Here is a 25,120-nt window from a genome sequence, read left to right as displayed (position 1 = left end):
GAGTGGCAGTTTTCCGGCGTTTTCCCTATCTGGTGGGGGTGTATCGCGCGAAAGCTTGCGATAAGACGAGACTCAAAGAACCTCCCCTCTCCCACGGACAAAAATCGCCGCTCATGACCATTTCCAATTCCGTGCCGATCACCCCCGAGCTCGTCGCCGCGCATGGACTGAAGCCCGACGAATACCAGCGCATCCTGGATCTGGTTGGCCGCGAGCCGAGCTTCACCGAGCTCGGCATCTTCTCGGCGATGTGGAACGAGCACTGCTCCTACAAGTCGTCCAAGAAATGGCTGCGCACCCTGCCGACGACCGGGCCGCAAGTCATCCAGGGTCCAGGCGAGAATGCCGGCGTGGTCGACATCGGCGACGGCGACTGCGTCGTCTTCAAGATGGAGAGCCACAACCATCCCTCCTACATCGAGCCCTATCAGGGCGCGGCGACCGGCGTCGGCGGCATCCTGCGCGACGTCTTCACCATGGGCGCGCGGCCGGTCGCGGCGATGAACGCGCTGCGCTTCGGCGCGCCGGACCATCCCAAGACCCGGCATCTGGTCGCCGGCGTGGTTTCCGGCGTCGGCGGTTACGGCAATTCATTCGGTGTGCCGACCGTCGGCGGCGAGGTCAATTTCGACGCCCGCTACAACGGCAACATCCTGGTCAACGCCTTTGCGGCTGGCCTTGCCAAGACCAATGCCATCTTCCTGTCGCAGGCCAAGGGCGTCGGCTTGCCGGTCGTCTATCTCGGCGCCAAGACTGGACGCGACGGCGTCGGCGGCGCCACCATGGCCTCGGCCGAGTTCGACGACAAGATCGAGGAGAAGCGCCCGACCGTGCAGGTCGGGGATCCCTTCACCGAAAAATGCCTGCTGGAAGCCTGCCTCGAGCTGATGGCGTCGGGCGCCGTCATCGCCATCCAGGACATGGGCGCGGCCGGCCTGACCTGCTCGGCCGTCGAGATGGGCGCCAAGGGCGATCTCGGCATCGAGCTCGACCTCGACAAGGTGCCGGTGCGCGAGGAGCGCATGAGCGCCTATGAGATGATGCTGTCGGAAAGCCAGGAGCGCATGCTGATGGTGCTGCGCCCCGAGAAGGAAGAGGAAGCCGAAGCGATCTTCCGCAAATGGGGGCTCGACTTCGCCATTGTCGGCAAGACCACCGACGACCTGCGCTTCCGTGTCATCCACCAGGGCGACGAAGTCGCCAACCTTCCGATCAAGGAACTGGGCGACCAGGCGCCGGAATATGACCGTCCCTGGGTCGAGGCGAAGAAGCCGGCACCACTGGCAGCGAATGATGCGCCGAAGGCGGATATCGCCGACGCGCTGCTCAAGATGCTGGGTGGGCCGGACCTCTCCTCGCGCCGCTGGGTGTGGGAGCAGTACGACACGCTGATCCAGGGCAATTCGCTGCAGCTTCCTGGCGGCGATGCCGGCGTGGTGCGTGTCGAAGGCCATCCGACCAAGGCGCTCGCCTTCTCTTCCGACGTCACGCCGCGCTACTGCGAGGCCGACCCTTACGAAGGCGGCAAGCAGGCCGTGGCCGAATGCTGGCGCAACCTGACCGCCACCGGCGCGCTGCCGCTCGCCGCCACCGACAACCTCAATTTCGGCAATCCGGAGCGGCCCGAGATCATGGGCCAGTTCGTCGGCGCCGTTAAGGGCATCGGCGATGCCTGCCGGGCGCTGGGCTTCCCGATCGTCTCCGGCAATGTCTCGCTCTACAACGAAACCAATGGCCGCGGCATCCTGCCGACGCCGACCATCGGCGGCGTCGGGCTGATCGTAGACTGGTCGAAGATGGCGCGCATCGGCTTTGCCGCCGAAGACCAGATGATCGTGCTGGTCGGCGCGCCACCGAGCTGGGGCAGCCATCTCGGCCAGTCCATCTATATGCGCGACATCCATGGCCGCGCCGACGGTCCGCCGCCGCCGATCGACCTCGCGCATGAAAAGCGCGTCGGCGACCATGTGCGCTCGCTGATCTCGTCCGGCATCGTCACCGCCGCGCACGACGTTTCGGACGGCGGCCTGGCGATAGCACTGGCGGAAATGGCGATGGCCTCCGGCGTTGGCGCCACCATCCCGGGGCTGACCGGCACCGACCCGATTCCAGTCTGGTTCGGCGAAGACCAGGGCCGCTACCTGCTGACGCTGTCGATCGACCCTCAAAGCGGCGAATGGGACCGGATCCGCCAGGAGCAGGAGAAGCTTGGCATCTTCGCGCCCTGGATCGGCACCACGGGCGGCAGCACGCTGAAACTCGGCGACGCCCGTGCGATCCCGGTGAGCGAGTTGAAGGCTGCCCATGAAGGTTGGTTCCCGCGCTTCATGGACCAGGCCAGTTGACGAGGCTTACCGCCAGGGCCCTGGTCGCAGTCGTCTTCTGGCCTTCGCTGTTCTTCTTCTGGTTTCTCGGCCCGTTCGTTTTCTTGTTGCTGTCGACGACCTCGAGCGAGGTGTGCCCACGGCTGGAAACCCGCGCCGAGTTCCTTGCCGGGGCCAATGCCGCTTTGCCGATGCTCGTCTTGCAGACCCTGATCTACGCGGTTCCGGTCGTCTGCCTGGTGCTGTGGGACAGGCTCGCCCCGGAGCCGGCGCGGGCACGGCATGTCGCGACCTGCATCAAGCTCTTCGTCGTTGCCGCGATCATCGGAACGACTTGGGACTATGGCTCGTCCCTGGTCTGCGACGGCTATGGCCAACCCTTCTTCTCGTCCGCCTGGCGAATGACGAGCTATCTTCCGATCGTCGGCCTGCTGATCAACATCCCGCTCTATATACTGACCTTCAGCCTTGGCCGGGCCTTCTCGACCCGCGATGACGTCACTGAAGACGGCGTGGTCCATTCGAAGCGGGATAATTCTTAGGCCGCTGTCACGGACGGAACGGCTTCAATCCGGGCCGGAAAGGCTTTAGGCTCCCGAGTCAGACCATACCGGTGCTGCCTAGCTGCCCGCGCACGAGACAGGATTTTGCCATGGCAATGGATGCCCACGACATCGAAAAACTGATCAAGGAAGGCATTCCGGACGCCAAGGTGACGATCCGTGACCTCGCCGGCGACGGCGACCATTACGCTGCCGAGGTTGTTGCGGAGAGTTTTCGGGGCAAGAGCCGTGTCCAGCAGCACCAGATGGTCTATGACGCATTGAAGGGCAATATGGGCGGCGTGCTGCATGCGCTGGCGCTGCAGACCAGCGTCCCGGACTGAGCGCTATCGCCACCCAGAGCAATTCCAGGAAAAGTGTGTAACGGTTTTCCGTCCGGAATTGCGTAAAACAAAGAGATAGAGCGGTTCGGCGTTACCTTGATACGGTGAACCGTTCTAGCCTTGGCCCAAAATCGCGTTATCCCTTGCCCATTGGGCCAGTGTCTCGGCTAACGTCTTGTTTCAGCCACCCTATGGGTTTATTTGATGGACATGCTTCGAGCCTGACTCCCACAGGCGTGAAAGGATCGTCCATGACCGGCATCAGCGACTACATCGACAATGAAGTGAAGAGCAACGACGTCGTGCTCTTCATGAAGGGCACCCCCGGCTTTCCGCAATGCGGCTTTTCCGGCCAGGTGGTGCAGATCCTCGATTACATCGGGGCCGACTACAAAGGCGTCAACGTGCTCGACTCGGCCGAACTGCGCCAGGGCATCAAGGATTATTCCAACTGGCCGACCATCCCGCAGCTCTATGTGAAGGGCGAATTCGTCGGCGGTTGCGACATCGTGCGTGAAATGTTCCAGGCCGGCGAGTTGCAGGACTTCCTGGTCGAAAAGGGCGTCAGCGTCAAAGGCGCGGCCTGATTCAATCTTGCTCGCCGGCGCGAAGGCTAACCCTTCGGCCGGCAGGCATCGCCCGGGGCCGCCCCCACCTCGGCAATCATGAACCCGCATCGCGGGGATGAGACGAACCAGCGCGCCGGCCAGCCGGCGCTTGTTCGTTGAAAGATCGGACTTTGCCGTGGACAAGCAGGTGGAAGCGTCGCAACGGGCAAGCAGCTTGCCCATTCCGCGCTGGGAATTCATCGCGCTATGCGCAGCGCTGATGGCGCTCAACTCCCTGGCCATCGACATCATGCTGCCGGCGCTGCAGCAGATCGGCGCCTCGCTCGGCGTCGAGAGCGAGAACCACCGCCAATATGTCATCACCGCCTATATGCTCGGCTTCGGCGGCGGACAGCTTTTCTTTGGGCCCATTTCGGATCGCTTCGGACGCCGCGCGCCACTGGTCTTTGGCCTGGTTGTCTATGTCGTGGCTGCGGCTGCCGCCGCCATGGCGCCCAGTTTCGCTCTGTTGCTGACCTGGCGTCTCATCCAGGGCATCGGCGCGGCCGCAACCCGCGTCATCGCCGTCTCGATCGTGCGCGACACGTTCGAAGGCCGGCGTATGGCCGAGGTGATGTCGCTGATCTTCATGGTGTTCATGGCCATCCCGGTCATCGCGCCCAGCATCGGCCAGTTCGTCATGCTGTTCGCCAGCTGGCACTGGATTTTCGTCACCATGGCTATCGGCGCGCTGATCGTTTCGACCTGGGCTCTGCTGCGCCTGCCGGAGACGCTGCATCCCGAATATCGCCGCTCGCTCACGGTAGGATCCGTGCTCGGCGGCTTCCGCATCGTGCTCACCAACCGGCTCACGCTTTGCTATGCCTTTGCCAGCACGTTCATCTTCGCCGCCATGTTCGGCTTCATCAGTTCGGCGCAGCAGATCTACATCGACATCTTCCATGTCGGCGAATTGTTCCCGCTGATCTTCGCCGGCGTCGCAGGCGTGCTTGCCTTCTCCAACTATCTCAATTCGCGGCTGGTCGGCCAAATTGGCATGCGCCGCCTGTCGCAGGGCGCGCTACTCATCTTCCTGTGCATCAGCCTTGCCTGGCTGGTGGTCTCGCTGGAGATGCAGATGCCGCTCTGGCTCTTCGTCACCTTCTTTGCCGGCGCGATGCTGCCATTCGGCGGGCTGGGCGCGAATTTCAACGCTCTGGCCATGGAGCCGCTCGGCGAACTCGCCGGCACGGCGGCATCCATCCTGGGCTTCATGCAGACTTTTCTCGGTGCTCTGATCGGCGCGGCGATCGGCCAGGCCTATAACGGCACGGTCACGCCTCTGGCCGCCGGCTTCTGCAGCGTCTCGGTCGCGGCCTTGCTGATGATCCTGATCGCCGAGCGGGGCAGGATGTTCCAGCCCCACAATCCCCCTGTTTCGGGGCACGTCACCGATCTGCACTAGATTGCCGCCTAGCCGGCAGACCGCCGGCCTGGGCGCGGCTTATTCAGCCCAGAGCTCGCGGCGCAACTCGTCCCAGGTTGGCTTGTCCGGCGCGACCAGAAGACCGCCATCGACATGCGACGGCAGATAGGCGCTGCCATCGACGCGCGCGACATGGCCGCCGGCTTCCTGATGGATCAGCGCGCCGGCGAGATGATCCCAGGGCATCAGCTTGTTGTAGAGCACGAAATGGGCGTGACCGCTCGCAAGCAGCCGGTATTCATGCGCCGCGCAGCGATAGGCGAATTGCGACAGCGTCTTGGTCTGGTTGCGGGCGAGCCGCGAGCGTTCAGGCTCTTGGAGGAACTGCCAGGAAACGGCGCCGGTCATCTGCGCCATGGGCACCGGCGCCGCGACGCGAACCTTCTCCAGCGCGCCATGCGCGTGGCGGATATGGCTGTCGGCGCCCTTGGCGCCGATCAGCCAGTCCTTGCCGACCGGATCGTGGATGATGCCGGCGACGGTCTCGCCATTGACGACGACAGCGGCCATGACGCCGAATAGCGGCACGCCGGAGGCGAAATTGAAGGTGCCGTCGACCGGATCGATGACGAAGGCAAGCGCGGCATCGCCAAGGCCCGACAGCAGCGCCGGATTGTCGGAGCAGGCCTCCTCGCCGACCACCATGGCGTCTGGATAGCGCTCGCGCAGCCGGGCAGTGATCAGCCTCTCGGCATTGACGTCCGCCTCGGTGACGAGGTCGGCGGCGGAGCTCTTCTGGCGAACGTCGCCCTCGCTGAGCCGCCGGAAACGCGGCATGATTTCAACCCTGGCTGCATCGGCAAGAAGGTCGGCCAGCCAGTCGATCGCGCGATCGTCAAATGTCATCGGAAATGTCTTGCCCTGTGGTGAGGCGCGCATTGAGCGCAGCGAAATCGAACAGTTTTCGGTCGAGCAGGTGCGAGGGCCGCACATTGGTCATGGCGCGGATCATCGTATCCTTGCGGCCCGGCATGCGCTTCTCGATGTCGTCGAGCATCGCCTTCATGGCGTTGCGCTGCAGCCCTTCCTGGCTGCCGCACAGGTCGCACGGAATGATCGGGAATTTCATCGCGTTGGCGAATTTTTCGAGATCAGCCTCGGCGCTGTAGGCGAGCGGCCGCAGCACCATGACGTCGCCCTCGTCATTGAGGAGCTTGGGCGGCATGGCGGCAAGGCGACCGCCATGGAGCAGGTTCATGAAGAAGGTCTCGAGGATGTCCTCGCGGTGGTGGCCGAGCACCAGCGCCGAGCACCCCTCCTCGCGCGCGATGCGATAGAGATGACCGCGCCGCAACCGCGAACAGAGCGAGCAATAGGTGCTGCCTTCCGGCAGCTTGTCGGTCACCACCGAATAGGTGTCCTGGTATTCGATGCGATGCGCGATGCCGTTGGCGTTGAGATAGTCGGGCAGGATATGTTTCGGGAAATTCGGCTGGCCCTGGTCGAGATTGCAGGCAAGCAGATCCACGAGGAGCAGGCCGCGCCATTTGAGGTCGAGCAGAAGCGCCAGCAGGCCGTAGGAGTCTTTGCCGCCCGAGAGCGCCACGAGCCAGCGCTCGCCGGGCTTGACCATGGCGAAATCGTCGATCGCTTGGCGGGTGAGCCTCAACAGCCGCTTGCGCAGCTTGTTGAATTCGACCGAGGACGGCACGTCGCGAAACAGCGGATGGAAGCCGCCATCGGCCTCATCGTCGATCGGCTCTAGGGATTTCACATCTGGCAGCATGTTCATGGCGCTGGTGCCCACGGGTCCTGTTGGCGCACGGCTTACCGGACATAGCGAACAAAGAAAAGGCCGCCTCGAGGGGCGGCCTTGGATGTTGCGGCTGATTGAGTTCGATCAGCGCGAGTAGAATTCGACGACCAGGTTCGGCTCCATCTGCACGGCGAACGGAACGTCCGAGAGGCCCGGAACCCGCGCGAAGGTCGCGGTCATCTTGTTGTGGTCGGCTTCGATGTAGTCCGGGACGTCGCGCTCGGCGAGAGCGACCGATTCCAGCACGATCACGAGCTGCTTCGACTTCTCGCGCACCTCGATGAGGTCGCCCGGCTTGCAGCGATACGAACCGATGTTGGTGCGCCTGCCGTTTACGTTGACATGGCCGTGGTTGACGAACTGACGGGCGGCGAAGATGGTCGGTACGAACTTGGCGCGGTAGACGATCGCGTCGAGGCGCGACTCCAGCAGACCGATCAGGTTTTCGGAGGTGTCGCCCTTGCGGCGGTTGGCCTCTTCATAGACCTTGCGGAACTGCTTTTCCGAAACGTCGCCATAGTGACCCTTCAGCTTCTGCTTGGCGCGCAGCTGCAGGCCGAAGTCGGAAAGCTTGCCCTTGCGGCGCTGGCCATGCTGGCCGGGGCCGTATTCACGCTTGTTGACCGGGGACTTCGGGCGGCCCCAGATGTTTTCGCCAAGGCGGCGGTCGATCTTGTATTTCGCGGATTCGCGCTTGCTCATCGCATTCCCTTTCAAAACAATATACCCGGGACCCCATGGCTCCGGGCGAAGGAAACGCGCCCTCCTCTGGCCTCCGTTTTCGAGACCTGACAGGGTTTTCCACGCAAAGCGACGGAAACCCACGGGACACGTCAAAAGAAACCACCGGGCGTCGCCACCCGGTGTTGGTGGGCCTGTTAAACACAGATTTAACCGCTGTCAAGCTTGTGGCTGGCGACGTCAGGGGCAAACCGTTATCGTCCCTGCGTTGCATGCGATGCTGGATGTGGCGGAAAGTTGCACGCCGGCGCCGTCGGGGCGGATGCGACGTCTTCGAACGTAAACGCTCGGCATTGATGAAGGGACTAGAGCAGAGGAGTCCGAATTCCCATGAAGAAGTTCTTCCTGACCCTGACCGGAGCCGCCGTCTTGGCCGCGTCGATGGCGGTCATGACGCCTGAACCGGCCATGGCAAGGCATTGGTATGGCCACAAGCAGGTCTGCCGCGTCGTGGTGAAGAAAAAAGTGGTCTGGCGCCACGGCCACCGCTACGTCGTCCGCTACAAGACCAAGCACTGCTGGTGGCGCTACTAGCCTATCGCGCAGCAACGGATTGACGCGGGCCCGCGGCCAACGCCTCGGGCCTTCATTCGACCGATCTTATGACTTCTTGCTGGGCAGATCCTTGCGTTTGGTCTCCGCGAATTCCTCGAGCTGCTTCTCGCTCATCGATTCATACATTTCACGCGAAGCACCCTTGAGTTCGCTCTTCTTGATCTCGCCGCGCTTGGCCGAAAGCGCTGCGCCGGCTGCCTTTTGCTGGGCTTGCGATGTGGCGGGCATGTTCGTTTCTCCTTTGCTGGAGAGCAATTCCAGGAAAAGTGTAAAACGGTTTTCCCTCAGGAATTGCGTCAATCAGATAGAGTAGAAACGCCGCGCTTCGGCGGCAGTTCCGGCGTCAGCAGCTCAATCCCCGGAAGCCTGATCTTCGTTGGCAGACTTCCCGTGTCCGGAACCCCGTTGTAGGACGACGGCATGAAATCGCTGACCGATCCGTCACAGGCCCTCTCCACCGGCCTCGCGAAAATCCGCACCGAATTCCACGTGCCGGATGGATTTCCGCCGGAGGTAGCGGCTACGGCGGAAGCGGCAGCAAAGCGTGTACCCAGCCAGCATGCCGATCGCACCGCGATCCCCTTCGTCACGCTCGATCCGGCGAGCTCCACCGATCTTGATCAGGCGTTCTCGATCGAGGCGAGCGGCGGCGACCTCCTCTTGCATTACGCCATTGCCGACGTGGCCTGGTTCGTTCAGGACGGCGACGCGATTGATCTCGAAGCCTGGAACCGGGGTGAGACGCTTTATTTGCCGGACGGCAAGGCCGAGCTCTACCCGCCAGGGCTTGCCGAGGCCGCGGCGAGCCTGTTGCCCGATGGACCGCGCCCAGCGGTCATCTTCACGGTTCGGGTTGCCGGGGACGGCGCGGTGAAATTGGATGGCGCGGAGCGCGCCATCATCCAAAGCCGCGCCAAGCTCGCCTATGACAGTGTCAAGGCTTCGGATGTTCCGGCCGGCTTCGCCGAACTGGCACGGCGCATGGCGGCAAACGAACAGCGCCGCGGCGCTTCGCGCGTCGATCCGCCCGAACAGGAGGTGGAAAGGCAGGCCGACGGCACGTTCCGGCTTTCGTTCAGGCCGCTGCTGCAATCCGAGCAGGACAATGCCGCGCTATCGCTGGCCGCCAATATGGCGATCGCCGACGCCATGCTGGCGCACAAGACCGGACTGTTCCGGGTGATGTCGGGGCCGGGTGCTGCCAAGGTGCAACGGCTGCGCAACGCGGCGCAGGCGCTCGGCCTGTCCTGGCCGGCCTCCACCAGCCTGCGCGACTATCAGCGCACGCTCGATCCGGCCGATCCGCAACAGGCGGCGTTGATGCTGGAGATTCGCCGCGCAGGCAATGGGGCGTCCTACCAGCCCTATCAGGAGGGCGTCGTCCCCTGGCATGAGGCGATGGCCGCGACCTATGCGCATGCCACCGCGCCACTCAGGCGGCTGGCCGACCGCTATGTCGTGCGCTGCGCGCTGGCAATCGCCAACGGCCAGCCCGTGCCGCAGGCCGTCAGCGAAGCCTTCGCCAGATTGCCGAAGGTGATGGGGCGCTCGGACGCCCGCGCTTCGCAGATCAACCACGCGGCCATCGACCTTGCCGAGGCGGTGATGCTCAAGGGACATGAGGGGGAAACGTTCAAGGCCGTCGTCACCGACTTCGTCGATCACGGCGTGCGCGTGCAGCTCGCCGATATGCCTGTCGTTGCCAACGTGAAGGCCTCCGGGCTCAGGCAAGGCGCCGGCCTGACGCTAAAGCTGGTCTTGGCCGATCCGGATCAGCGCAGCATCGTCTTCGAATCCGCTTGAGCGCTAAGGTGCAGTAAGTCCAAACCCCTGGATCAGCCGCCTCGTTGCGAAATCCACCATGCCCGAGGTGAAGACGGCGAGATCGGGCTCGCTCTCGCTGGATGTTTCTCCGACCGGTTCGAGCAGCGACATGGCGCGCCGTGCGATCGCCTCGGCGGGATCGATCCAGTCGACCGGCCAGGGGGCGGTCTTGCGCATGCGGTTGACCAGAAACGGATAATGCGTGCAGGCAAGCACGACGATGTCGGTGCGATTGCCCTCGCGTTCGAGGAAACAGGGGGCGATCTCGGCGCGCACCGCTTCCTCGTCGACGAAACCCTGGCGCATATAGATCTCGGCGAGCCCCGCCAGCCGGTCACTGCCGACCAGGCGGACATGGCATTTCTGCGCCCATTTGCTGATCAGGTCGCGCGTGTACTGACGCTTCACCGTGCCCGGAGTCGCCAGCACGGAGACGAGGCCGGAGCGCGTGCGTTCGGCGGCCGGCTTGATCGCCGGCACGGTGCCGACAAAGGGATGTCCGGGGAATTTGTCGCGCAGCGCATCGATCACCAGAGTCGAGGCTGTGTTGCAGGCAATGACCGAAATCGCCGGCTGCAGCCGGTCGAGCAATTTGCCGAACAGCGTGAGGATATGGTCCTTGAGCGCCGGCTCTTCCCAGGCGCCATAAGGAAAAGCCGCGTCGTCGGCGACATAGACGAAGCGGCGGTCGGGCATCAGCACGCGCGCCTCGCGCAGCACGGTCAGGCCACCGACACCGGAATCGAATATCAGGATCGGGCGCTGGCTTGATCGATCGCTCATTGTCATCCGGTCATAGAGCAATTCCAGGAAAAGTGTGAAACGGTTTTCCGTCCGGAATTGCGTCAAAACAAAGAGAGGCGGCAGGTCCGTGATTGGACCGCAGGCGCTTCTATCGCGAATGATCGTGGTCTTGAAGAGGCGAATGCGAGCAGCTTTTGCGCAGCTGTTTCGTAGGCTCGCTCATATGCCGCGCTTGCCGAAGCCTGCAGGGCGCGGCCTGCCGAAGGGCTGCGGCGCGGGCGGAACGCGTGCGGATGAGACCGCGGCGCGTGGAGCGGCCGGCGCGGCGGTGCGTGCAGTGCGCGTCGATGCCGGCAGCGGACCGTCGAAGTCGAACACATCCGTCAACTCGTCGATGTTGCTGCCCGCGACGGGTTTCGCCCACAGGATTGTGCACCAGAGGCCGAATATCGAAAGTCCGAGCAGGTTCAGCCCGCCCGGAATGCTATCGGGATCGCCGAACTTGACGACAAGCAGCACGCCCGCCTGCAAAAGGGCGTAGACGGCGGAAAGGGCGATGTAGGCCCACAGGATCCAGCGGCGCCCGTTGGCGTCGCGGACGCGGCGCGAGGCGATGTTGCCGCGCAAGGCGACAAAGATAAGCGAGGCGATCAGAACCGCGCCTGCCATGCCCTGACGCGCCGGGCCAGGTCCCGAATTGATCAGTCCCTCAAAACCGATTGTACCGACAATGCAGACAACGATCACCACGGTTTCGGCGACGGCGAGACCGAGAGAGTAAAGGAAAAAGCGCAGTCGACCAATATTGGACGCAAACATGTGCCACCCCCATTATTGCAGCAAGGATGAGGCACAACCGAATAAAATTCGGTTACTTCAAATGCTCACAGCTTATCGATTTTAACTTTCTTCGTCTTTGGCACGACTGCGCGCACCCGCCGGCAACCGTCTCGGATCGTCTCCCGGCGAGCCGTCGCCGCGTGGCATGGCCGGCGAGAACCTGTCCAGGGACGAGATGATGCCGCGTAGAACCTTGAGCTCGGGTTCGGCGAAGCCCGCACGCGTCAGCACGGCGCGCAGATTGTCGACCATCTTCGGTTTCTTCTCTTCCGGGCGGAAGTAGCCTCGTGCTTCCAGCGCGTTCTCGAGATAGGCGAACAGGCTGTGCAGCTGCTCCTTGGTCGCCGGCGCCAGCTCCGGCCCGGAGAAATTGGTCTGGGTTTCGTCGGCGAGGCCGGACTTCATCCACTCATAGGACATCAAAAGCACCGCCTGCGCGATGTTGAGCGAGGAAAAGCCGGGATCCACTGGAAAGGTGACGATCTCGTCGGCGAGCCCGACCTCGTCATTATAGAGGCCGAAGCGCTCGCGGCCGAACAGGATGCCGGTGCGCAGTCCGGCCTCGGCGCGCGCCCGGAGCGCCCTGCCCGCTTCCACCGGCCCGCGCACCGGCTTGAAGCCGTCACGCTCGCGCGCCGTCGTGGCGAAGACAAAGTTGAGATCGGCAACCGCCGACGCCAGATCGTCGAAGACGCGGGTAGCGTCGATGACATGATCGGCGCGGCTGGCTGCCGCGCGCGCCTTCTCGCTCGGCCAGCCGTCGCGCGGATTGACGAGCCTGAGCTCGGACAGGCCGAAATTCGCCATCGCGCGCGCAACCATGCCGATATTCTCGCCGAGCTGCGGCTCGACCAGGATGATCGCCGGTCCGGCGGAGGCAGTGTTTGCTCTATCTTCGGTGACTGGCATGGCTGTGGGTAACCGGGGTTTGCGGCGTTTCGGCGTCCCCTGCCATATCCGGACCGGAAAATGAAGCATTCACAACAGCGGCACACGTCCATCCCGGCGCGGATCGTGGTTTGCGCGGCGAAAAAGCCTTTGATATACGCTCCGCATCCCCGGCCGAAACCATGCGGGCAAGGCCGTCCAGATCCCCCAGCAACGAGGCACTCTTTCCATGGCGAAGATCAAGGTGGCGAACCCGGTCGTCGAACTCGACGGCGACGAGATGACCCGCATCATCTGGCAGTTCATCAAGGACAAGCTGATCCACCCCTATCTCGACCTGAAGCTTGAATATTACGACCTCGGCATCGAGCACCGCGACGCCACCAACGACCAGGTGACGATCGACTCCGCCAACGCCATCAAGAAATGGGGCGTCGGCGTGAAATGCGCGACGATCACCCCCGACGAGGCGCGCGTCGAGGAGTTCAAGCTGAAGAAGATGTGGAAGTCGCCCAACGGCACCATCCGCAACATCCTCGGCGGCACCATCTTCCGCGAGCCGATCATCATGAAGAACGTGCCGCGCCTGGTGCCGGGCTGGACCAAACCGATCGTCGTCGGCCGTCACGCCTTCGGCGACCAGTATCGCGCCACCGATTTCCGCTTCCCCGGCAAGGGCAAGCTGACGATCAAGTTCGTCGGCGAGGACGGCCAGGTGATCGAGCACGAGGTCTATGATGCGCCGGGCTCCGGCGTGGCCATGGCCATGTACAATCTCGACGAGTCGATCCGCGAATTTGCCCGCGCCTCGCTGAACTATGGCCTGTTGCGCAATTTCCCGGTCTACCTATCGACCAAGAACACCATCCTCAAGGCCTATGACGGCCGCTTCAAGGACATCTTCCAGGAGGTCTACGAGAAGGAATTCGAGGCTGAGTTCAAGGCGCGGAAACTTTGGTACGAGCACCGCCTGATCGACGACATGGTCGCCTCCAGCCTGAAATGGTCCGGCGGCTATGTCTGGGCCTGCAAGAACTATGACGGCGACGTGCAGTCGGACACCGTGGCGCAAGGCTTCGGTTCGCTCGGCCTGATGACCTCCGTGCTGATGACGCCGGACGGCAAGACGGTGGAGGCGGAAGCCGCCCACGGCACCGTGACCCGCCACTATCGGCAGCACCAGAAGGGCGAGGAAACCTCGACCAATTCGATCGCCTCGATCTTCGCCTGGACGCGCGGCCTCGCCCACCGCGCCAAGCTGGACGACAATGCCGAGCTGAAGCGCTTCGCCGAGACGCTGGAGAAAGTCTGCATCCAGACCGTCGAGAGCGGCTTCATGACCAAGGACCTGTCGCTGCTGATCGGCCCCGACCAGCCCTGGCTCTCGACGACCGGCTTCCTCGACAAGATCGACGAGAACTTGCAGAAGGCCATGGGGTGAGAAGCGGTGCGCGAAGCGCATGAAAAGTCCCCACATGGGCTTTTCAAGCGACGAACGCCCGGAGCCATAGCGTAGGGCTGGGCCGTGTGACAAAGTCCCTTATGTCGAAGGCTCCGAAAGGAGCCTTCGTTTTTTCTAGGGTAAGCAAAAGAGCTGATCGATGGCCAGGCCAACTCTCTACGGCTCCGACTACAGCGTCTATGTGCGCATCGCGCGGATGGCGTTGCGGGAAAAGGGCGTCGACTATGAACTCGTGCCGCTCGATATCTTCGCCGCCGAAGGCATTCCGGCCTGGTATCTGGAGCTTCACCCGTTCGGCCGCATCCCGGCCTTCGAGCATGACGGTTTCCGTCTGTTCGAGACAGTCGCCATCGCGCGCTATGTCGACGAAGCTTTTGATGGCCCTGCCCTGCAGCCGGTCGACGCCCGCGGCTGCGCCAGGATGACCCAGATCATCGGCATGCTCGACGCCTATGGCTACCGCGCCATGGTCTGGGACGTCGCCGTCGAGCGGCTCGAAAAGACGCCGCCGGATGAGGCGCTGATCGCCGGCGGTCTCGCTCAGGCTGAGACAATGCTGAAGGTTTTGACATCGCTGAAGGCAAAAGGGCCCTGGCTGCTTAGTGAGCAACTGACGCTGGCCGACCTGCATGCGGCGCCGATTATTGCTTACTTCCTGAAGGTCGCGGAAGGGCAGAAGCTGTTTGCCCGCTTCCCCGACTTGCAGGATTGGTGGGATCGTATCGCCAAGCGAGCAAGCTTCTCCAATGGATGAGCTTCCTCGCCGCGAAGCGCTGACCGTGGCCAGAATCGTCCGGGTCAACCACGCCGGCGAATTTGGAGCGATCAGGATCTATTCGGCGCAAATCCTCGTCGCCAGGTACCTCTCACCAGATTGCGTGCCGTCTTTGACGGAAATGCTGGGACACGAGCGCCAGCATTGCGCCGCTTTCCGTGCCGCTATGCCGGCGCGAAAATCGCGTCCGTGCCGTGTGATGCAATTTTGGAGTTGGGGTGGCTGGCTGTTGGGCTTTTGCACCGCCCTGCTCGGCCGGCAAGGCATCTGGGCATGCACCGCCGCCGTCGAAGCGACAGTGCACCGCCACCTCGACGACCAGCTCCACTACCTTCTCGAGCGTGATCGCGCCCTGCACGCCATCATCCTGTCGATCCGCAAGGAAGAGCTGGCCCATCTCCACCACGCCGAGGAGCAGCTGACTGCACCAGGTCCGCTGGTGCACCTCCTGCGCTCAACAATCGCTGTCGCCACGGATTGCCTCATCTGGCTGTCCACCTGGGGCGACTCCGTGAGAATGGCGCGCGCTCTGAAAGCGGCAAAGCTTCCTGGCACCCCGATCTAATGCATGTCGCCCAGAAGTGTCACCGGTTCTGGGGCAACGACATGCATCAAAACAAAGGCTTAAAGCGCGGCGCCTGAATCCGGTTCAGCGCGACGCGCTTTAAGCCGCCTCCAGCGCCGCTTTCACCGCCGCGATCGCGTCGTTTGCCTTGGATGCATCTGGGCCGCCGGCCTGCGCCATGTCGGGACGCCCGCCGCCGCCCTGCCCGCCAAGCGCGGCCGACGCGACGCGGACCAGATCGACGGCGCTGAAGCGGCCGGTCAGGTCGTTGGTGACGCCGACGACCACGCTTGCCTTGTTGTCCTCGCCGGCGCCGACGAAGACCACCACGCCTGAGCCGAGCGTCTTTTTGCCGGCATCGGCAAGCGGCTTCAGGTCCTTCGGCGCCACACCGCTGACCGCCTTGCCGAGGAAGCCGACGCCGGCGACCGTCTCGTTCGCGGCCGGGGCATCGGCAACGGCCGAGCCGCCGCCCAGCGCCAGCTTCTTGCGCGCCTCGGTAAGCTCCTTTTCGAGCTTCTTGCGCTCTTCGAGCAGCGCTTCGACGCGCGACGGCACATCGGCCGGCGAGATCTTCAACGTCGCCGCCGCGGCCTTCAGGCGCTTGTCCTGTTCGTCGAGATGCCTGCGGGCAGCCTCGCCCGTCAGCGCCTCGATGCGGCGCACGCCCGCCGCCACCGCGCTATCCGACAGAATGCGCACCAGGCCTATGTCGCCGGTCGACCTGACATGGGTGCCGCCGCACAGCTCGACCGAATAAGGACGATTGGCCTTGGCGCCATGCAGGCCGGTGCCCATTGACACGACACGCACCTCGTCCCCGTATTTCTCGCCGAACAGCGCCATCGCGCCCTCGGCGATCGCGTCGTCGACCGACATCAGCCGCGTCGTCACCGGGCTGTTCTGCACGACGATCTCGTTCGCCATGCGCTCGACCTCTTCAAGGTCTTCCGCGGAGATGGGCTTGTTGTGCGAAATGTCGAAGCGCAGGCGGTCGGGCGCGACCAGCGAGCCCTTCTGCGCGACATGGGTGCCCAGCACCTCGCGTAGCGCCTCGTGGATGAGGTGCGTCGCGGAATGGTTGGCGCGCAGCTTCGAGCGGCGCGCATGGTCGACCTTGAGCTCGACGGCGGCACCCGTCTTCACCGTGCCTTTAGCCACCTTGCCGATGTGAACGAACAGACCGTCGGCTTTCTTCTGCGTGTCGGAAACCTCGATCGAGAAACCGTCACCCGAGATCACGCCAGTGTCGCCCATCTGGCCGCCGGATTCGCCATAGAACGGCGTCTGGTTGACAACCACGGCGACCGCATCGCCCTGGCCGGCGCTGTCGATGGTCTTGCCGTCCTTGACCAGCGCCTGGACGATGCCTTCCGCAGCCTCAGTCTCGTAGCCGAGGAATTCGGTCGCGCCGGTCTTTTCGCGCACCGAGAACCAGACCGTCTCGGTCGCGGCTTCGCCCGAGCCCGCCCAATGCGCGCGCGCCTCTGCCTTCTGCCGCTCCATCGCGTTGGCGAAACCCGCGATATCGACCGAGATGCTGCGCTGGCGCAGTGCATCCTGCGTCAGGTCCAGCGGGAAGCCATAAGTGTCGTAGAGCTTGAACGCCGTCTCGCCGTCCAGCATGTCGCCGGCATGCAGCGTCTCGGTGGCGTCCGAAAGCAGGCCGAGGCCGCGCACCAACGTCTTGCGGAAGCGTGTTTCCTCGAGCTTCAGCGTTTCGGTGATCAGCGCTTCGCCGCGCACCAGCTCGGGATAGGCTTGGCCCATCTCGCGCACCAGCGCCGGCACCAGCTGCCACATCAAGGGCTCCTTTGCGCCGAGCAGCTGCGCGTGGCGCATGGCGCGGCGCATGATGCGGCGCAGCACATAGCCGCGGCCCTCATTGGAAGGCAGCACGCCGTCGGCCACCAGGAAGGAGGACGAGCGCAGATGATCCGCGATCACACGGTAGGACGCGACGTTCTCCTGGTTCGGCCCCTGGCCGAGCGCCGACGACGCGGCATCGATCAGGTGCTTGAACAGGTCGGTCTCGAAGACGCTGTCGACGCCCTGCAGGATCGACGCCATGCGCTCCAGGCCCATGCCGGTGTCGATCGAGGGACGCGGCAGGTCGATGCGCTCTTCCTTGGTCACCTGCTCATACTGCATGAACACCAGGTTCCAGAATTCCAGGAACCGGTCGCCGTCTTCTTCGGGGCTGCCGGGCGGGCCGCCCCAGATATGCTCGCCGCGGTCGATGAAGATTTCCGAGCATGGACCGCAGGGGCCGGTGTCGCCCATCGCCCAGAAATTGTCCGAGGTCGGGATGCGGATGATGCGGTCGTCGGAAAAACCGGCGATCTTCTTCCAGTAAGCCGCCGCCTCGTCGTCGGTGTGATAGACGGTAACGAGCAGCTTGTCCTTATTCAGGCCAAAACCCTTGGTGATCAGGTTCCAGGCAAGCTCGATCGCGCGCTCCTTGAAATAGTCGCCAAACGAGAAATTGCCGAGCATCTCGAAGAAGGTGAGATGGCGCGCGGTGTAGCCGACATTGTCGAGGTCGTTGTGCTTGCCGCCGGCACGCACGCTCTTCTGCGCAGTAGACGCCCGCGAATAGGGACGCTTCTCCAGGCCGGTGAAGACGTTCTTGAACTGCACCATGCCGGCGTTGGTGAACATCAGTGTCGGATCGTTGCGCGGCACCAGCGGGCTGGAGGCGACGATCTCGTGGCCCTCCTTGCGGAAGTAGTCGAGGAATGTCGACCGGATGTCGTTCACGCCACTCATTGCATACTGCCTTTTCACGAGAACCGCCGGCGTTGCCGGCGGCTGATGGGCTTGGTGTTTCAGAAGATAGATGGGCCTTTTAGCGATAGCTCTTGAGCCTGTCCAGAAACACGGAGTTAAAGCATGTCTCCCGAAAGTGGGAACCGGTTTCGGGATGAAGACATGCGTAAAACCAAAGACCTAAAGCGCACGGAGCGAATCCGAAGGATCGCGACGCGCTTTAGACCAATTAAACGATCCGCCGGCCACGCGGCGCTACCCCGAAACGCAAAACCGCCGGCGCGAAGGCCGGCGGTTCGGGTACGCAGTACTCAAGAACTCGATTACATAAGCATAACCCAATAGACCAGGATTGTGGCCGAACTCCGGCTAAGCCGACGAATTGCTCGCGCTCAATCCCGAACAGGAAACCGCTGCGCGATCTTCCTGGGCCAGCCCTACATGGCGCCGGCTTCGTCCTCGAAACCGTCGTCCCCGCCTTCGGAGCCGCCATTCTCGAGGAATTTCTCGGCGATCAGCCCGGCATTCTGCCGAAGCGCCATCTCGATCTCGCGCGCCGTGTCGGGATTGTCGCGCAGGAACAGCTTGGCGTTCTCTCGACCCTGGCCGAGACGCTGCGAATTATAGGAGAACCAGGCGCCCGACTTCTCGACCACGCCGGCCTTGACCCCGAGATCGACGAGCTCGCCGGTCTTGGACACGCCCTCGCCATACATGATGTCGAACTCGACCACCTTGAAGGGCGGAGCCAGCTTGTTCTTGACCACCTTGACGCGGGTCTGGTTGCCGACGACCTCGTCGCGGTCCTTGACCGAGCCGATGCGGCGGATGTCGAGGCGCACCGAGGCGTAGAATTTCAGCGCGTTGCCGCCGGTGGTGGTCTCGGGCGAGCCGAACATGACGCCGATCTTCATGCGGATCTGGTTGATGAAGATGACCATGGTGTTGGAGCGCGAGATCGAGGCGGTCAGCTTGCGCAGCGCCTGGCTCATCAAACGAGCCTGGAGACCGGGCAGCGCATCGCCCATCTCGCCTTCGATTTCAGCGCGCGGCGTGAGCGCCGCGACCGAATCGACCACCAGCACGTCGATGGCGCCCGAACGCACCAGCGTGTCGCAGATTTCCAGCGCCTGCTCGCCGGTGTCGGGCTGCGAGATCAAAAGGTTTTCGAGGTCGACGCCGAGCTTGCGGGCATAGACCGGATCGAGCGCGTGCTCGGCATCGACGAAGGCGCAGATACCGCCCTTCTTCTGCGCTTCCGCGACCGTGTGCAGCGCCAGCGTCGTCTTGCCCGAGCTTTCCGGCCCGTAGATCTCGATGATGCGGCCGCGCGGCAGGCCGCCGACGCCGAGCGCGATGTCGAGGCCCAGCGATCCCGTCGGCACGGTTTCGATCTCGACCACCTTCTCGTTGGCGCCGAGCCGCATGATCGAGCCCTTGCCGAAAGCGCGCTCGATCTGCGACAGCGCCGCATCCAGAGCCTTTGATTTGTCCACTGCCTTATCCTCTACAAGCCGCAAAGTATTCTGAGCCATGATACATCACCCCGTGGTCGTCAATGAAGGCCGGACAATCCGTGATCCCTGCCCGATTTGTACCTTTTTTGTTCTCATTTGGCAAGAGGTATCAACAATTTGAAAAATAATCAACATCTCGATCTGTTCTATTTTTGTACTACCATGTCTAGCGCCGGACGTATCCCGTCCGAACATGCAGTCGTTGAGCGAAAGGCCAGCCACTAGTCAAATACGAATCAAAAAGGTTTCGCCCGACTGCCTTCGCCTAGTCGCGGTGTGCCGTCCAGCGTCTCGGCTTATCGCCGCCGCCAGGCGATCCACACCGGCGCCGAGCTGCCGGACGACACTTCGGTCATCTGGCCGCGGACAAGCTGATGCCGTCGAGATAGGCCCGCATCGCCTTGATCTTCGCTTCAGTGGTAAAGACATTGAAGTGCACGACGCCTTGCCGCGCTTCGACAGGAACTTCGGCAATACTTCGCGCGATGCGGACATGACGGTTCATCCTGTCGAAATCGCCGAGATACATCTTCTGAAGCAGGAAGTTGAGGATCGGCTGGTCGCCGAAAACACGCAATCGTTCGGCGCTCTGTTTGTCGGCCAGTTCCGAGACCGCGGCAAACAATGGTTTCACCAGATCGATATCTTCGAAGCCTAGCAAACCGGAGTTGCCAAGCGGCATTGGCAGAGGTGGCCAGAGGTCGGCGAGATACAGATACCTCCCGAAGAAATCGCCCGAATATTCCGGCCATCTGGTTGGCGGGAGGTTGGCGAAATCCAGCTGCTCGGTGGCGAGGAACACCTTGCGCCGCAAGAGCGGCATCATCAGCACCGGACTGACGTCCCGGTCGAACACCACATCGATATCGGCATACACGACAGGGCTGAACTGGTCGAAGCGGCCGTGACCGATGTCATAGCGGTTGAACCAGCCGCGCTCGCGTGTCGCAGGCGCCACGATCAGCCGAGCATGCATCGCTTCCGGGATATAAGGCAGCAGATCGGCCTTCGAGCGATCGCATGCGACACCGACGGCGCCGGTGTAGCCGCCGATGCGCAGCAGTGAATCCAGTGAGATGCGGAGACACTCGTAGAACGGATCGCCGCCATAAACGCAGTAATAAACAAGCGCATGATTTAGCATCGCCCACCATGACATGTTTCCAAATGGAATTCAGCCTGATGGCCGCGCTCTTACGACGGCGGCGGGTCGCGGGAGGATGCTGACCTGATGGCGTCCTTGCCTGATGCTTCAACGGGACACATCCGGGCTAGCCCGTTCGGACATGTGTTCGGCGCGTTCTGGAGTCACCGCGCCGGAAGAGTCTTCGCCGTTCAGCCATCCCGAATCGCGACCCCGATTGCAGGGCGACCTGAGGAAACCTAGTGTGCGCAGCCGCACGATCAATGAAAGTCACCGACCCGAAATGCCGACATCCCCAACTATCCTGGCCCCAACGATCCTGGCTTTGGGCGGCGCCCATATCGACCGGCGCGGCCAGGTCTCCGGCACTTATGTGCCAGCCGCCTCAAATCCCGGCATGATGCGCGAGGATGTCGGCGGCGTGGTTTTCAACGCGCTGCGCAGCGTGGTGAAGCGCGGCGTGTCGGCCTCGCTGATCTCGGTGCGCGGCGGCGACGCGGCGGCGGACACGGTCGCCTCGGCGATCGACAACGCCGGGATAACGGATCTCTCGGTGGTGTTCCTCGACCGCACGACGCCGAGCTACACGGCGCTGATCGACGCCGAGGGCGAATTGATCGTCGGGCTGGCCGACATGGCGCTTTATGACCTCGCCTTTCCCAAGCAGATCAGGCGTTCCAAGGTGCGCGAGGCGATCGCCGCCGCCGATGCGATCCTGTGCGACGCCAACCTGCCGACGACGGCGCTGGAACGCCTGGTGGCGCTTGCCGGCGGCCGCCCGGTCTTCTCCATCGCCGTTTCGCCGGCCAAGGTCGTTCGGCTGACGCCGCTGCTCGACAGGCTGTCGCTGCTCTTCATGAACCGCCGCGAAGCCGCCGCGCTGGTCGGCGCCGAAATGTCCGGGAAAACCCTTGTCGACGCGCTCAGGCAGGTTGGCCTGAATGCCGGCGTGGTCACGGCCGGCAGCGCTCCGGTGCTGGGCTATGACGACACCGGCGTCTTCGAGCTCGACCCGCCTGCGCCGCGCCGGGTTGCCGATGTGACCGGCGCCGGCGATGCGCTGACCGGCACGACGGTCGCCGCCCTGCTGCGCGGCCTGCCGCTGCGCGCAGCGCTGCGCGAGGGCGTCGCGGCGGCCATGCTCGCCATCGAGAGCCCGGAGGCCGTGCCGTCCTTCACGATCGCCAACTTCACGCAGGCGCTTGCCCTTGTGCCGGAGGCACGGGAGGTGGCATAGGGCCACCAACCATCCAGTTCCTCCTTGCGGAGACAGCCATGACGCCCGAGACCGCCCGCCCCTTTATTGACATCCACCCGCCCGTGGCGGAGGCGCTTGCCGCCGGCCGGCCGGTGGTGGCGCTGGAATCGACCATCATCACCCACGGCATGCCCTACCCCGACAATGGCGCGATGGCGGCCAAGGTCGAGCAGATCATCGCCGATGCCGGCGCGGTGCCGGCGACGATCGCCGTGGTCGACGGCCGCATTAAGATCGGCCTGTCCGATGGCGAACGCGAATCGCTCGCCATGACCGGCGACGCCATGAAGCTGTCTCGCGCCGACATCGGCTTTGCCGTCGCTCAAAAGCGCACGGGCGGCACCACCGTCGCGGCCACGATGATCGCCGCGCATATGGCCGGCATAAAAGTGTTTGCCACCGGCGGTATCGGCGGTGTCCACAAGGGCGCCGAGAAAAGCTTCGACATATCGGCTGATCTCGACGAGCTGGCGCGCACGCCGGTCATCGTCGTCTCGGCCGGCGCCAAGGCGATCCTCGACATCGAAAAGACGCTGGAGGTGCTCGAAACGCGCGGCGTGCCTGTCATCGGCCACGGCAGCGAAACCATGCCCGCCTTCTGGTCCAGGCAATCGCCCTTCCGCGCACCGCTGACGCTCAATGCGCCTGAAGACATCGCCCATTTCTACCGCACGCGCCAGGCGCTGGGTCTGGGCGGCGGCATTCTGGTCGCCAATCCGGTGCCGCACAATGACGAGATCCCGGCCGACGAAATGGCCGGCTATATCGACGCCGCGCAGAAGGCGGCCGAGGCGCAGAATGTGACCGGCAAGGCGGTGACGCCGTTCCTGCTGTCGAAGATCCTCGAACTGACCGGCGGCCGCAGCCTGAAGACCAACATCGCGCTGGTCGAGAACAATGCCCGGCTGGCGGCGGAGATCGCGAAGGCGCTGTAGAGACCCGCGGCGAAGCCCCCTCACCCGGATTGCCAAGGCCGAATTGCGAAGAGCAATTCGGGGTAATCCGACCTCTCCCCGAGGGGAGAGGAGGCGCGCCGCCGCCTGCGCCAACCTCTTCTCCCCAACGGGGAGAAGGTGGCCGCGAAGCGGCCGGATGAGGGGGCGGCCTCGAAGTGCCCTTCACATTGTCAGCAGCTCAAAATCACTTCCCCGCCCGTCTTCCCGCCTCATAGGCCCGCCGCGCCCACACGGCCATCTCGTCGGGATCGTCGAACGCCTCGTCCGGCACGCTCCAATAGGGCATCGCCACCGTCTTGCCGTGGCGCGAGCCCGTATATGCCCACTGCCTGCAGCCCGCTGCCTCGAAGGCCGGCGCACGTTGCTCGTCCGCCTTCAGCATCAGTTCGTTGCGCACGACGACCGCGACGATAACGCCGTCGCAATAGATACCCTTGCCGCCGAACAGTTTGCGGATGCTGATCGGCCCCAGGCTTTCGAACAGTTCTTCAAGGCGTTCATTGTCCATGCCGCAATCATCTCATCCGTTATCAGCCTTGTCATCGCCGCAACCAAAAGCATGCTGACAGGTTGAGACCCGGAAAATGGAGTTCCGTCATGCCTGTCCTGCTCAAAGGCTCCTGCCGCTGCGGCGTCGTCCGCTTCGAAGTGGAAAGCCACACGCCGGTGCCGTTCATGCTCTGTTACTGCTCGATCTGCCGCAAGCAGCAGGGCGGCGGCGGTTCTGCCATCAATCTCGGCGCCGACTACGAGACTTTGAAAATCACGGGCAAGCGCAGCCTCGGCGTCTATCGCGCCGAAATCGAGGATGACGAGCATCCGCACTGCGAGGTCTCGACCGGCGAACGCAATTTCTGCCGCGAATGCGGCTCAGCGCTCTGGCTCTACGACCCGACCTGGCCGGATCTCGTGCATCCCTTCGCCTCGGCGATCGACACCGACCTGCCGAAACCGCCGGAAAAGGTGCATCTGATGCTGAAATACAAGGCGAACTGGGTCGAGCCGGTGGTCGGCAAGAAGGACAAGGTTTTCGACGTCTATCCCGAGGAATCGATCGCCGACTGGCACAAACGCACGGGCATGTGGGTCGATTAGCCTAGGCTTCAGGGCGATGCGTAAGCGCAACCCAGCGCTCGATCTGCGTCACATCCACTCCTTCGCGCTGCGCGACCACCAGGGGATGGTCTGCATCATGCAGAAACACCCTGGGACGCTGATTGCCAGGTTGGAACACAACATTGGCATGGAGGTGCATCGAGCTTGGATACTCGGGAATGTCGTGCATCAGATAACCGAAGCAGAGGTCATCCCCATACTCGCCCGTGTCATATCCGTCCCGATAGACATTCCAGCTTCTTTCCGAGACCGACATCCAAACGCCGAAACAGAACTCTTCGGACAACTGAGGCACGGGCAAAGGCAGCAGGCAACGAATGAACCGGTCTGTTTGCCCCGTAGCGTAGGTCACAACACAAAAATCGTCGTTCTTGCGGAAGGTCGATCGAGCCACTTCGTCAAGCGCTTCCAGGTTCACCGGCGCGCCGAACGCCATGTCTGTGGGAAGCCCGGTATATTCCTGATCACAGCAGGCACATCGCCAACGATATGCCTCAGCGCTCACCTAAGCAGCGCTTGAAGCGCGCGCCTCGGCCAACGCCTTAAGATCGGCCGGCTTCAGTTCGACGGATTCGCCGCAGCCGCAGGCCGAACTCTGGTTCGGGTTCTTGAAGGTGAAGCCGGTGCGCAGCGTCGTCTGCTCGAAATCCATTTCAGTGCCGAACAGGAAGAGCGCGGCCTCCGGCGCGACATAGACATGCGCGCCATCGCGCTCGATATGGTCGTCCTTGGGGTTCGGCTCGGTCACCAGATCCACGGTGTACTCCATGCCGGCGCAGCCGCCCTTCTTGATGCCGAGGCGGATGCCATGCGCGTTGTCGCGCGCAGCCACGATCTCGCGCACGCGATCGGCGGCCTTTTCGGTCATCGTGATGACGGCGAAGCGTCCCATGCTTTTCCTTCTCCATTCCCTGCAGGTTCAAGGCCTGCCGAATGATTCTCACCTAAAATGGTGAAGTTTTACCA

General features: G+C 63.2%; 26 protein-coding genes. 13 read left to right on the top strand and 13 right to left on the bottom strand.

Annotation, left to right across the window (positions count from 1 at the left end):
• Positions 1–113: 113 nt before the first annotated feature.
• From purL to CK230_RS18315, 5 genes are all read left to right on the top strand, one after another.
• Positions 114–2,345 carry a phosphoribosylformylglycinamidine synthase subunit PurL gene (purL, locus tag CK230_RS18335; RefSeq protein WP_095818548.1) on the top strand — a complete coding sequence of 744 codons (2,232 nt, stop codon included), beginning with the start codon at positions 114–116 and terminating at the stop codon, positions 2,343–2,345.
• A complete protein-coding gene (locus CK230_RS18330) occupies positions 2,342–2,866 on the top strand; it encodes a hypothetical protein (RefSeq protein WP_095818547.1) in 525 nt (174 codons plus the stop codon). The genes purL and CK230_RS18330 overlap by 4 nt, the downstream gene beginning before the upstream one ends.
• Positions 2,867–2,976: 110 nt before the next feature.
• Positions 2,977–3,210: a BolA family transcriptional regulator gene (locus CK230_RS18325; protein WP_006206026.1), complete on the top strand. Its 234-nt coding sequence runs from the start codon at positions 2,977–2,979 to the stop codon at positions 3,208–3,210.
• Positions 3,211–3,461: 251 nt separating this feature from the next.
• Positions 3,462–3,797, top strand: a complete 336-nt coding sequence (gene grxD / locus CK230_RS18320; protein ID WP_040981263.1) for a Grx4 family monothiol glutaredoxin — start codon at positions 3,462–3,464, stop codon at positions 3,795–3,797.
• Positions 3,798–3,954: 157 nt separating this feature from the next.
• Entirely contained in the window at positions 3,955–5,223 is a 1,269-nt protein-coding gene (locus CK230_RS18315) for a multidrug effflux MFS transporter (protein WP_095818729.1), read from the top strand.
• A 39-nt stretch (positions 5,224–5,262) separates the two neighbouring features.
• Here the strand turns inward: CK230_RS18315 and CK230_RS18310 are convergent, their stop codons facing one another.
• The 3 genes from CK230_RS18310 to rpsD form a co-directional block, all read right to left on the bottom strand.
• Positions 5,263–6,090, bottom strand: a complete 828-nt coding sequence (locus CK230_RS18310; RefSeq protein WP_095818546.1) for an inositol monophosphatase family protein — start codon at positions 6,088–6,090, stop codon at positions 5,263–5,265.
• On the bottom strand, positions 6,080–6,976 hold the full coding sequence (ttcA, locus tag CK230_RS18305; protein ID WP_095818728.1) for a tRNA 2-thiocytidine(32) synthetase TtcA: 897 nt from the start codon (positions 6,974–6,976) through the stop codon (positions 6,080–6,082). The genes CK230_RS18310 and ttcA overlap by 11 nt, the downstream gene beginning before the upstream one ends.
• 108 nt (positions 6,977–7,084) lie before the next feature.
• Positions 7,085–7,702: a 30S ribosomal protein S4 gene (gene rpsD / locus CK230_RS18300; RefSeq protein WP_095818545.1), complete on the bottom strand. Its 618-nt coding sequence runs from the start codon at positions 7,700–7,702 to the stop codon at positions 7,085–7,087.
• 369 nt (positions 7,703–8,071) lie between these two features.
• Between rpsD and CK230_RS18295 the strand changes: the two genes are divergently transcribed.
• Positions 8,072–8,275 carry a hypothetical protein gene (locus CK230_RS18295; protein ID WP_095818544.1) on the top strand — a complete coding sequence of 68 codons (204 nt, stop codon included), beginning with the start codon at positions 8,072–8,074 and terminating at the stop codon, positions 8,273–8,275.
• A 66-nt stretch (positions 8,276–8,341) separates the two neighbouring features.
• Here the strand turns inward: CK230_RS18295 and CK230_RS18290 are convergent, their stop codons facing one another.
• The gene (locus CK230_RS18290; RefSeq protein WP_095818543.1) at positions 8,342–8,524 is read right to left on the bottom strand and encodes a DUF3008 family protein; all 183 of its coding nucleotides are present in this window, start codon (positions 8,522–8,524) and stop codon (positions 8,342–8,344) included.
• 192 nt (positions 8,525–8,716) lie between these two features.
• Here CK230_RS18290 and CK230_RS18285 point away from each other — a divergent pair, with 192 nt between their 5' ends.
• Entirely contained in the window at positions 8,717–10,099 is a 1,383-nt protein-coding gene (locus CK230_RS18285) for an RNB domain-containing ribonuclease (RefSeq protein ID WP_095818542.1), read from the top strand.
• A gap of 3 nt (positions 10,100–10,102) precedes the next feature.
• On the opposite strand, the gene murI is transcribed toward CK230_RS18285, so the two are convergent.
• The 3 genes from murI to CK230_RS18270 form a co-directional block, all read right to left on the bottom strand.
• Entirely contained in the window at positions 10,103–10,903 is an 801-nt protein-coding gene (gene murI, locus CK230_RS18280) for a glutamate racemase (protein WP_095818727.1), read from the bottom strand.
• Between the two features lie 180 nt (positions 10,904–11,083).
• Entirely contained in the window at positions 11,084–11,683 is a 600-nt protein-coding gene (locus tag CK230_RS18275; protein WP_095818541.1) for a hypothetical protein, read from the bottom strand.
• A gap of 81 nt (positions 11,684–11,764) precedes the next feature.
• Complete coding sequence (locus CK230_RS18270; RefSeq protein WP_095818540.1) at positions 11,765–12,613, bottom strand: RNA methyltransferase; 849 nt, start codon at positions 12,611–12,613, stop codon at positions 11,765–11,767.
• 208 nt (positions 12,614–12,821) lie between these two features.
• Between CK230_RS18270 and CK230_RS18265 the strand changes: the two genes are divergently transcribed.
• From CK230_RS18265 to CK230_RS18255, 3 genes are all read left to right on the top strand, one after another.
• A complete protein-coding gene (locus tag CK230_RS18265; protein ID WP_095818539.1) occupies positions 12,822–14,033 on the top strand; it encodes an NADP-dependent isocitrate dehydrogenase in 1,212 nt (403 codons plus the stop codon).
• A gap of 160 nt (positions 14,034–14,193) precedes the next feature.
• Positions 14,194–14,808, top strand: a complete 615-nt coding sequence (locus CK230_RS18260; RefSeq protein ID WP_095818538.1) for a glutathione S-transferase family protein — start codon at positions 14,194–14,196, stop codon at positions 14,806–14,808.
• Positions 14,801–15,394, top strand: coding sequence for a demethoxyubiquinone hydroxylase family protein (locus CK230_RS18255; RefSeq protein ID WP_095818537.1), 594 nt, complete (start codon positions 14,801–14,803; stop codon positions 15,392–15,394). The genes CK230_RS18260 and CK230_RS18255 overlap by 8 nt, the downstream gene beginning before the upstream one ends.
• 99 nt (positions 15,395–15,493) lie before the next feature.
• Here the strand turns inward: CK230_RS18255 and alaS are convergent, their stop codons facing one another.
• From alaS to CK230_RS18240, 3 genes are all read right to left on the bottom strand, one after another.
• Entirely contained in the window at positions 15,494–18,163 is a 2,670-nt protein-coding gene (alaS, locus tag CK230_RS18250) for an alanine--tRNA ligase (RefSeq protein ID WP_095818536.1), read from the bottom strand.
• Positions 18,164–18,600: 437 nt separating this feature from the next.
• A complete protein-coding gene (recA, locus tag CK230_RS18245; protein WP_095818535.1) occupies positions 18,601–19,698 on the bottom strand; it encodes a recombinase RecA in 1,098 nt (365 codons plus the stop codon).
• Positions 19,699–20,032: 334 nt separating this feature from the next.
• Entirely contained in the window at positions 20,033–20,824 is a 792-nt protein-coding gene (locus CK230_RS18240; RefSeq protein ID WP_095818534.1) for a hypothetical protein, read from the bottom strand.
• A gap of 283 nt (positions 20,825–21,107) precedes the next feature.
• Here CK230_RS18240 and CK230_RS18235 point away from each other — a divergent pair, with 283 nt between their 5' ends.
• A complete protein-coding gene (locus CK230_RS18235; RefSeq protein ID WP_095818726.1) occupies positions 21,108–22,061 on the top strand; it encodes a carbohydrate kinase family protein in 954 nt (317 codons plus the stop codon).
• A 38-nt stretch (positions 22,062–22,099) separates the two neighbouring features.
• A complete protein-coding gene (locus CK230_RS18230; protein ID WP_095818533.1) occupies positions 22,100–23,017 on the top strand; it encodes a pseudouridine-5'-phosphate glycosidase in 918 nt (305 codons plus the stop codon).
• A 205-nt stretch (positions 23,018–23,222) separates the two neighbouring features.
• Here the strand turns inward: CK230_RS18230 and CK230_RS18225 are convergent, their stop codons facing one another.
• Complete coding sequence (locus CK230_RS18225) at positions 23,223–23,546, bottom strand: TfoX/Sxy family protein (protein WP_095818532.1); 324 nt, start codon at positions 23,544–23,546, stop codon at positions 23,223–23,225.
• A gap of 89 nt (positions 23,547–23,635) precedes the next feature.
• On the opposite strand from CK230_RS18225, the gene CK230_RS18220 reads away from it, so the two are divergent.
• Positions 23,636–24,133, top strand: a complete 498-nt coding sequence (locus tag CK230_RS18220) for a GFA family protein (protein WP_095818531.1) — start codon at positions 23,636–23,638, stop codon at positions 24,131–24,133.
• Position 24,134: 1 nt separating this feature from the next.
• Here the strand turns inward: CK230_RS18220 and CK230_RS18215 are convergent, their stop codons facing one another.
• Both CK230_RS18215 and sufA read right to left on the bottom strand, forming a co-directional pair.
• Positions 24,135–24,659, bottom strand: a complete 525-nt coding sequence (locus CK230_RS18215; RefSeq protein WP_176480141.1) for a DUF2199 domain-containing protein — start codon at positions 24,657–24,659, stop codon at positions 24,135–24,137.
• Positions 24,660–25,046 carry a Fe-S cluster assembly scaffold SufA gene (gene sufA, locus CK230_RS18210; protein ID WP_095818529.1) on the bottom strand — a complete coding sequence of 129 codons (387 nt, stop codon included), beginning with the start codon at positions 25,044–25,046 and terminating at the stop codon, positions 24,660–24,662.
• Positions 25,047–25,120: the final 74 nt, after the last annotated feature.

It is taken from the genome of Mesorhizobium sp. WSM3859 (genome assembly GCF_002295065.1).
Taxonomy (GTDB): Bacteria; Pseudomonadota; Alphaproteobacteria; order Rhizobiales; family Rhizobiaceae; genus Mesorhizobium.
The sequence above is the reverse complement of the archived record's forward strand: the minus strand, read 5'-3'. Positions and strand labels throughout refer to the sequence as shown.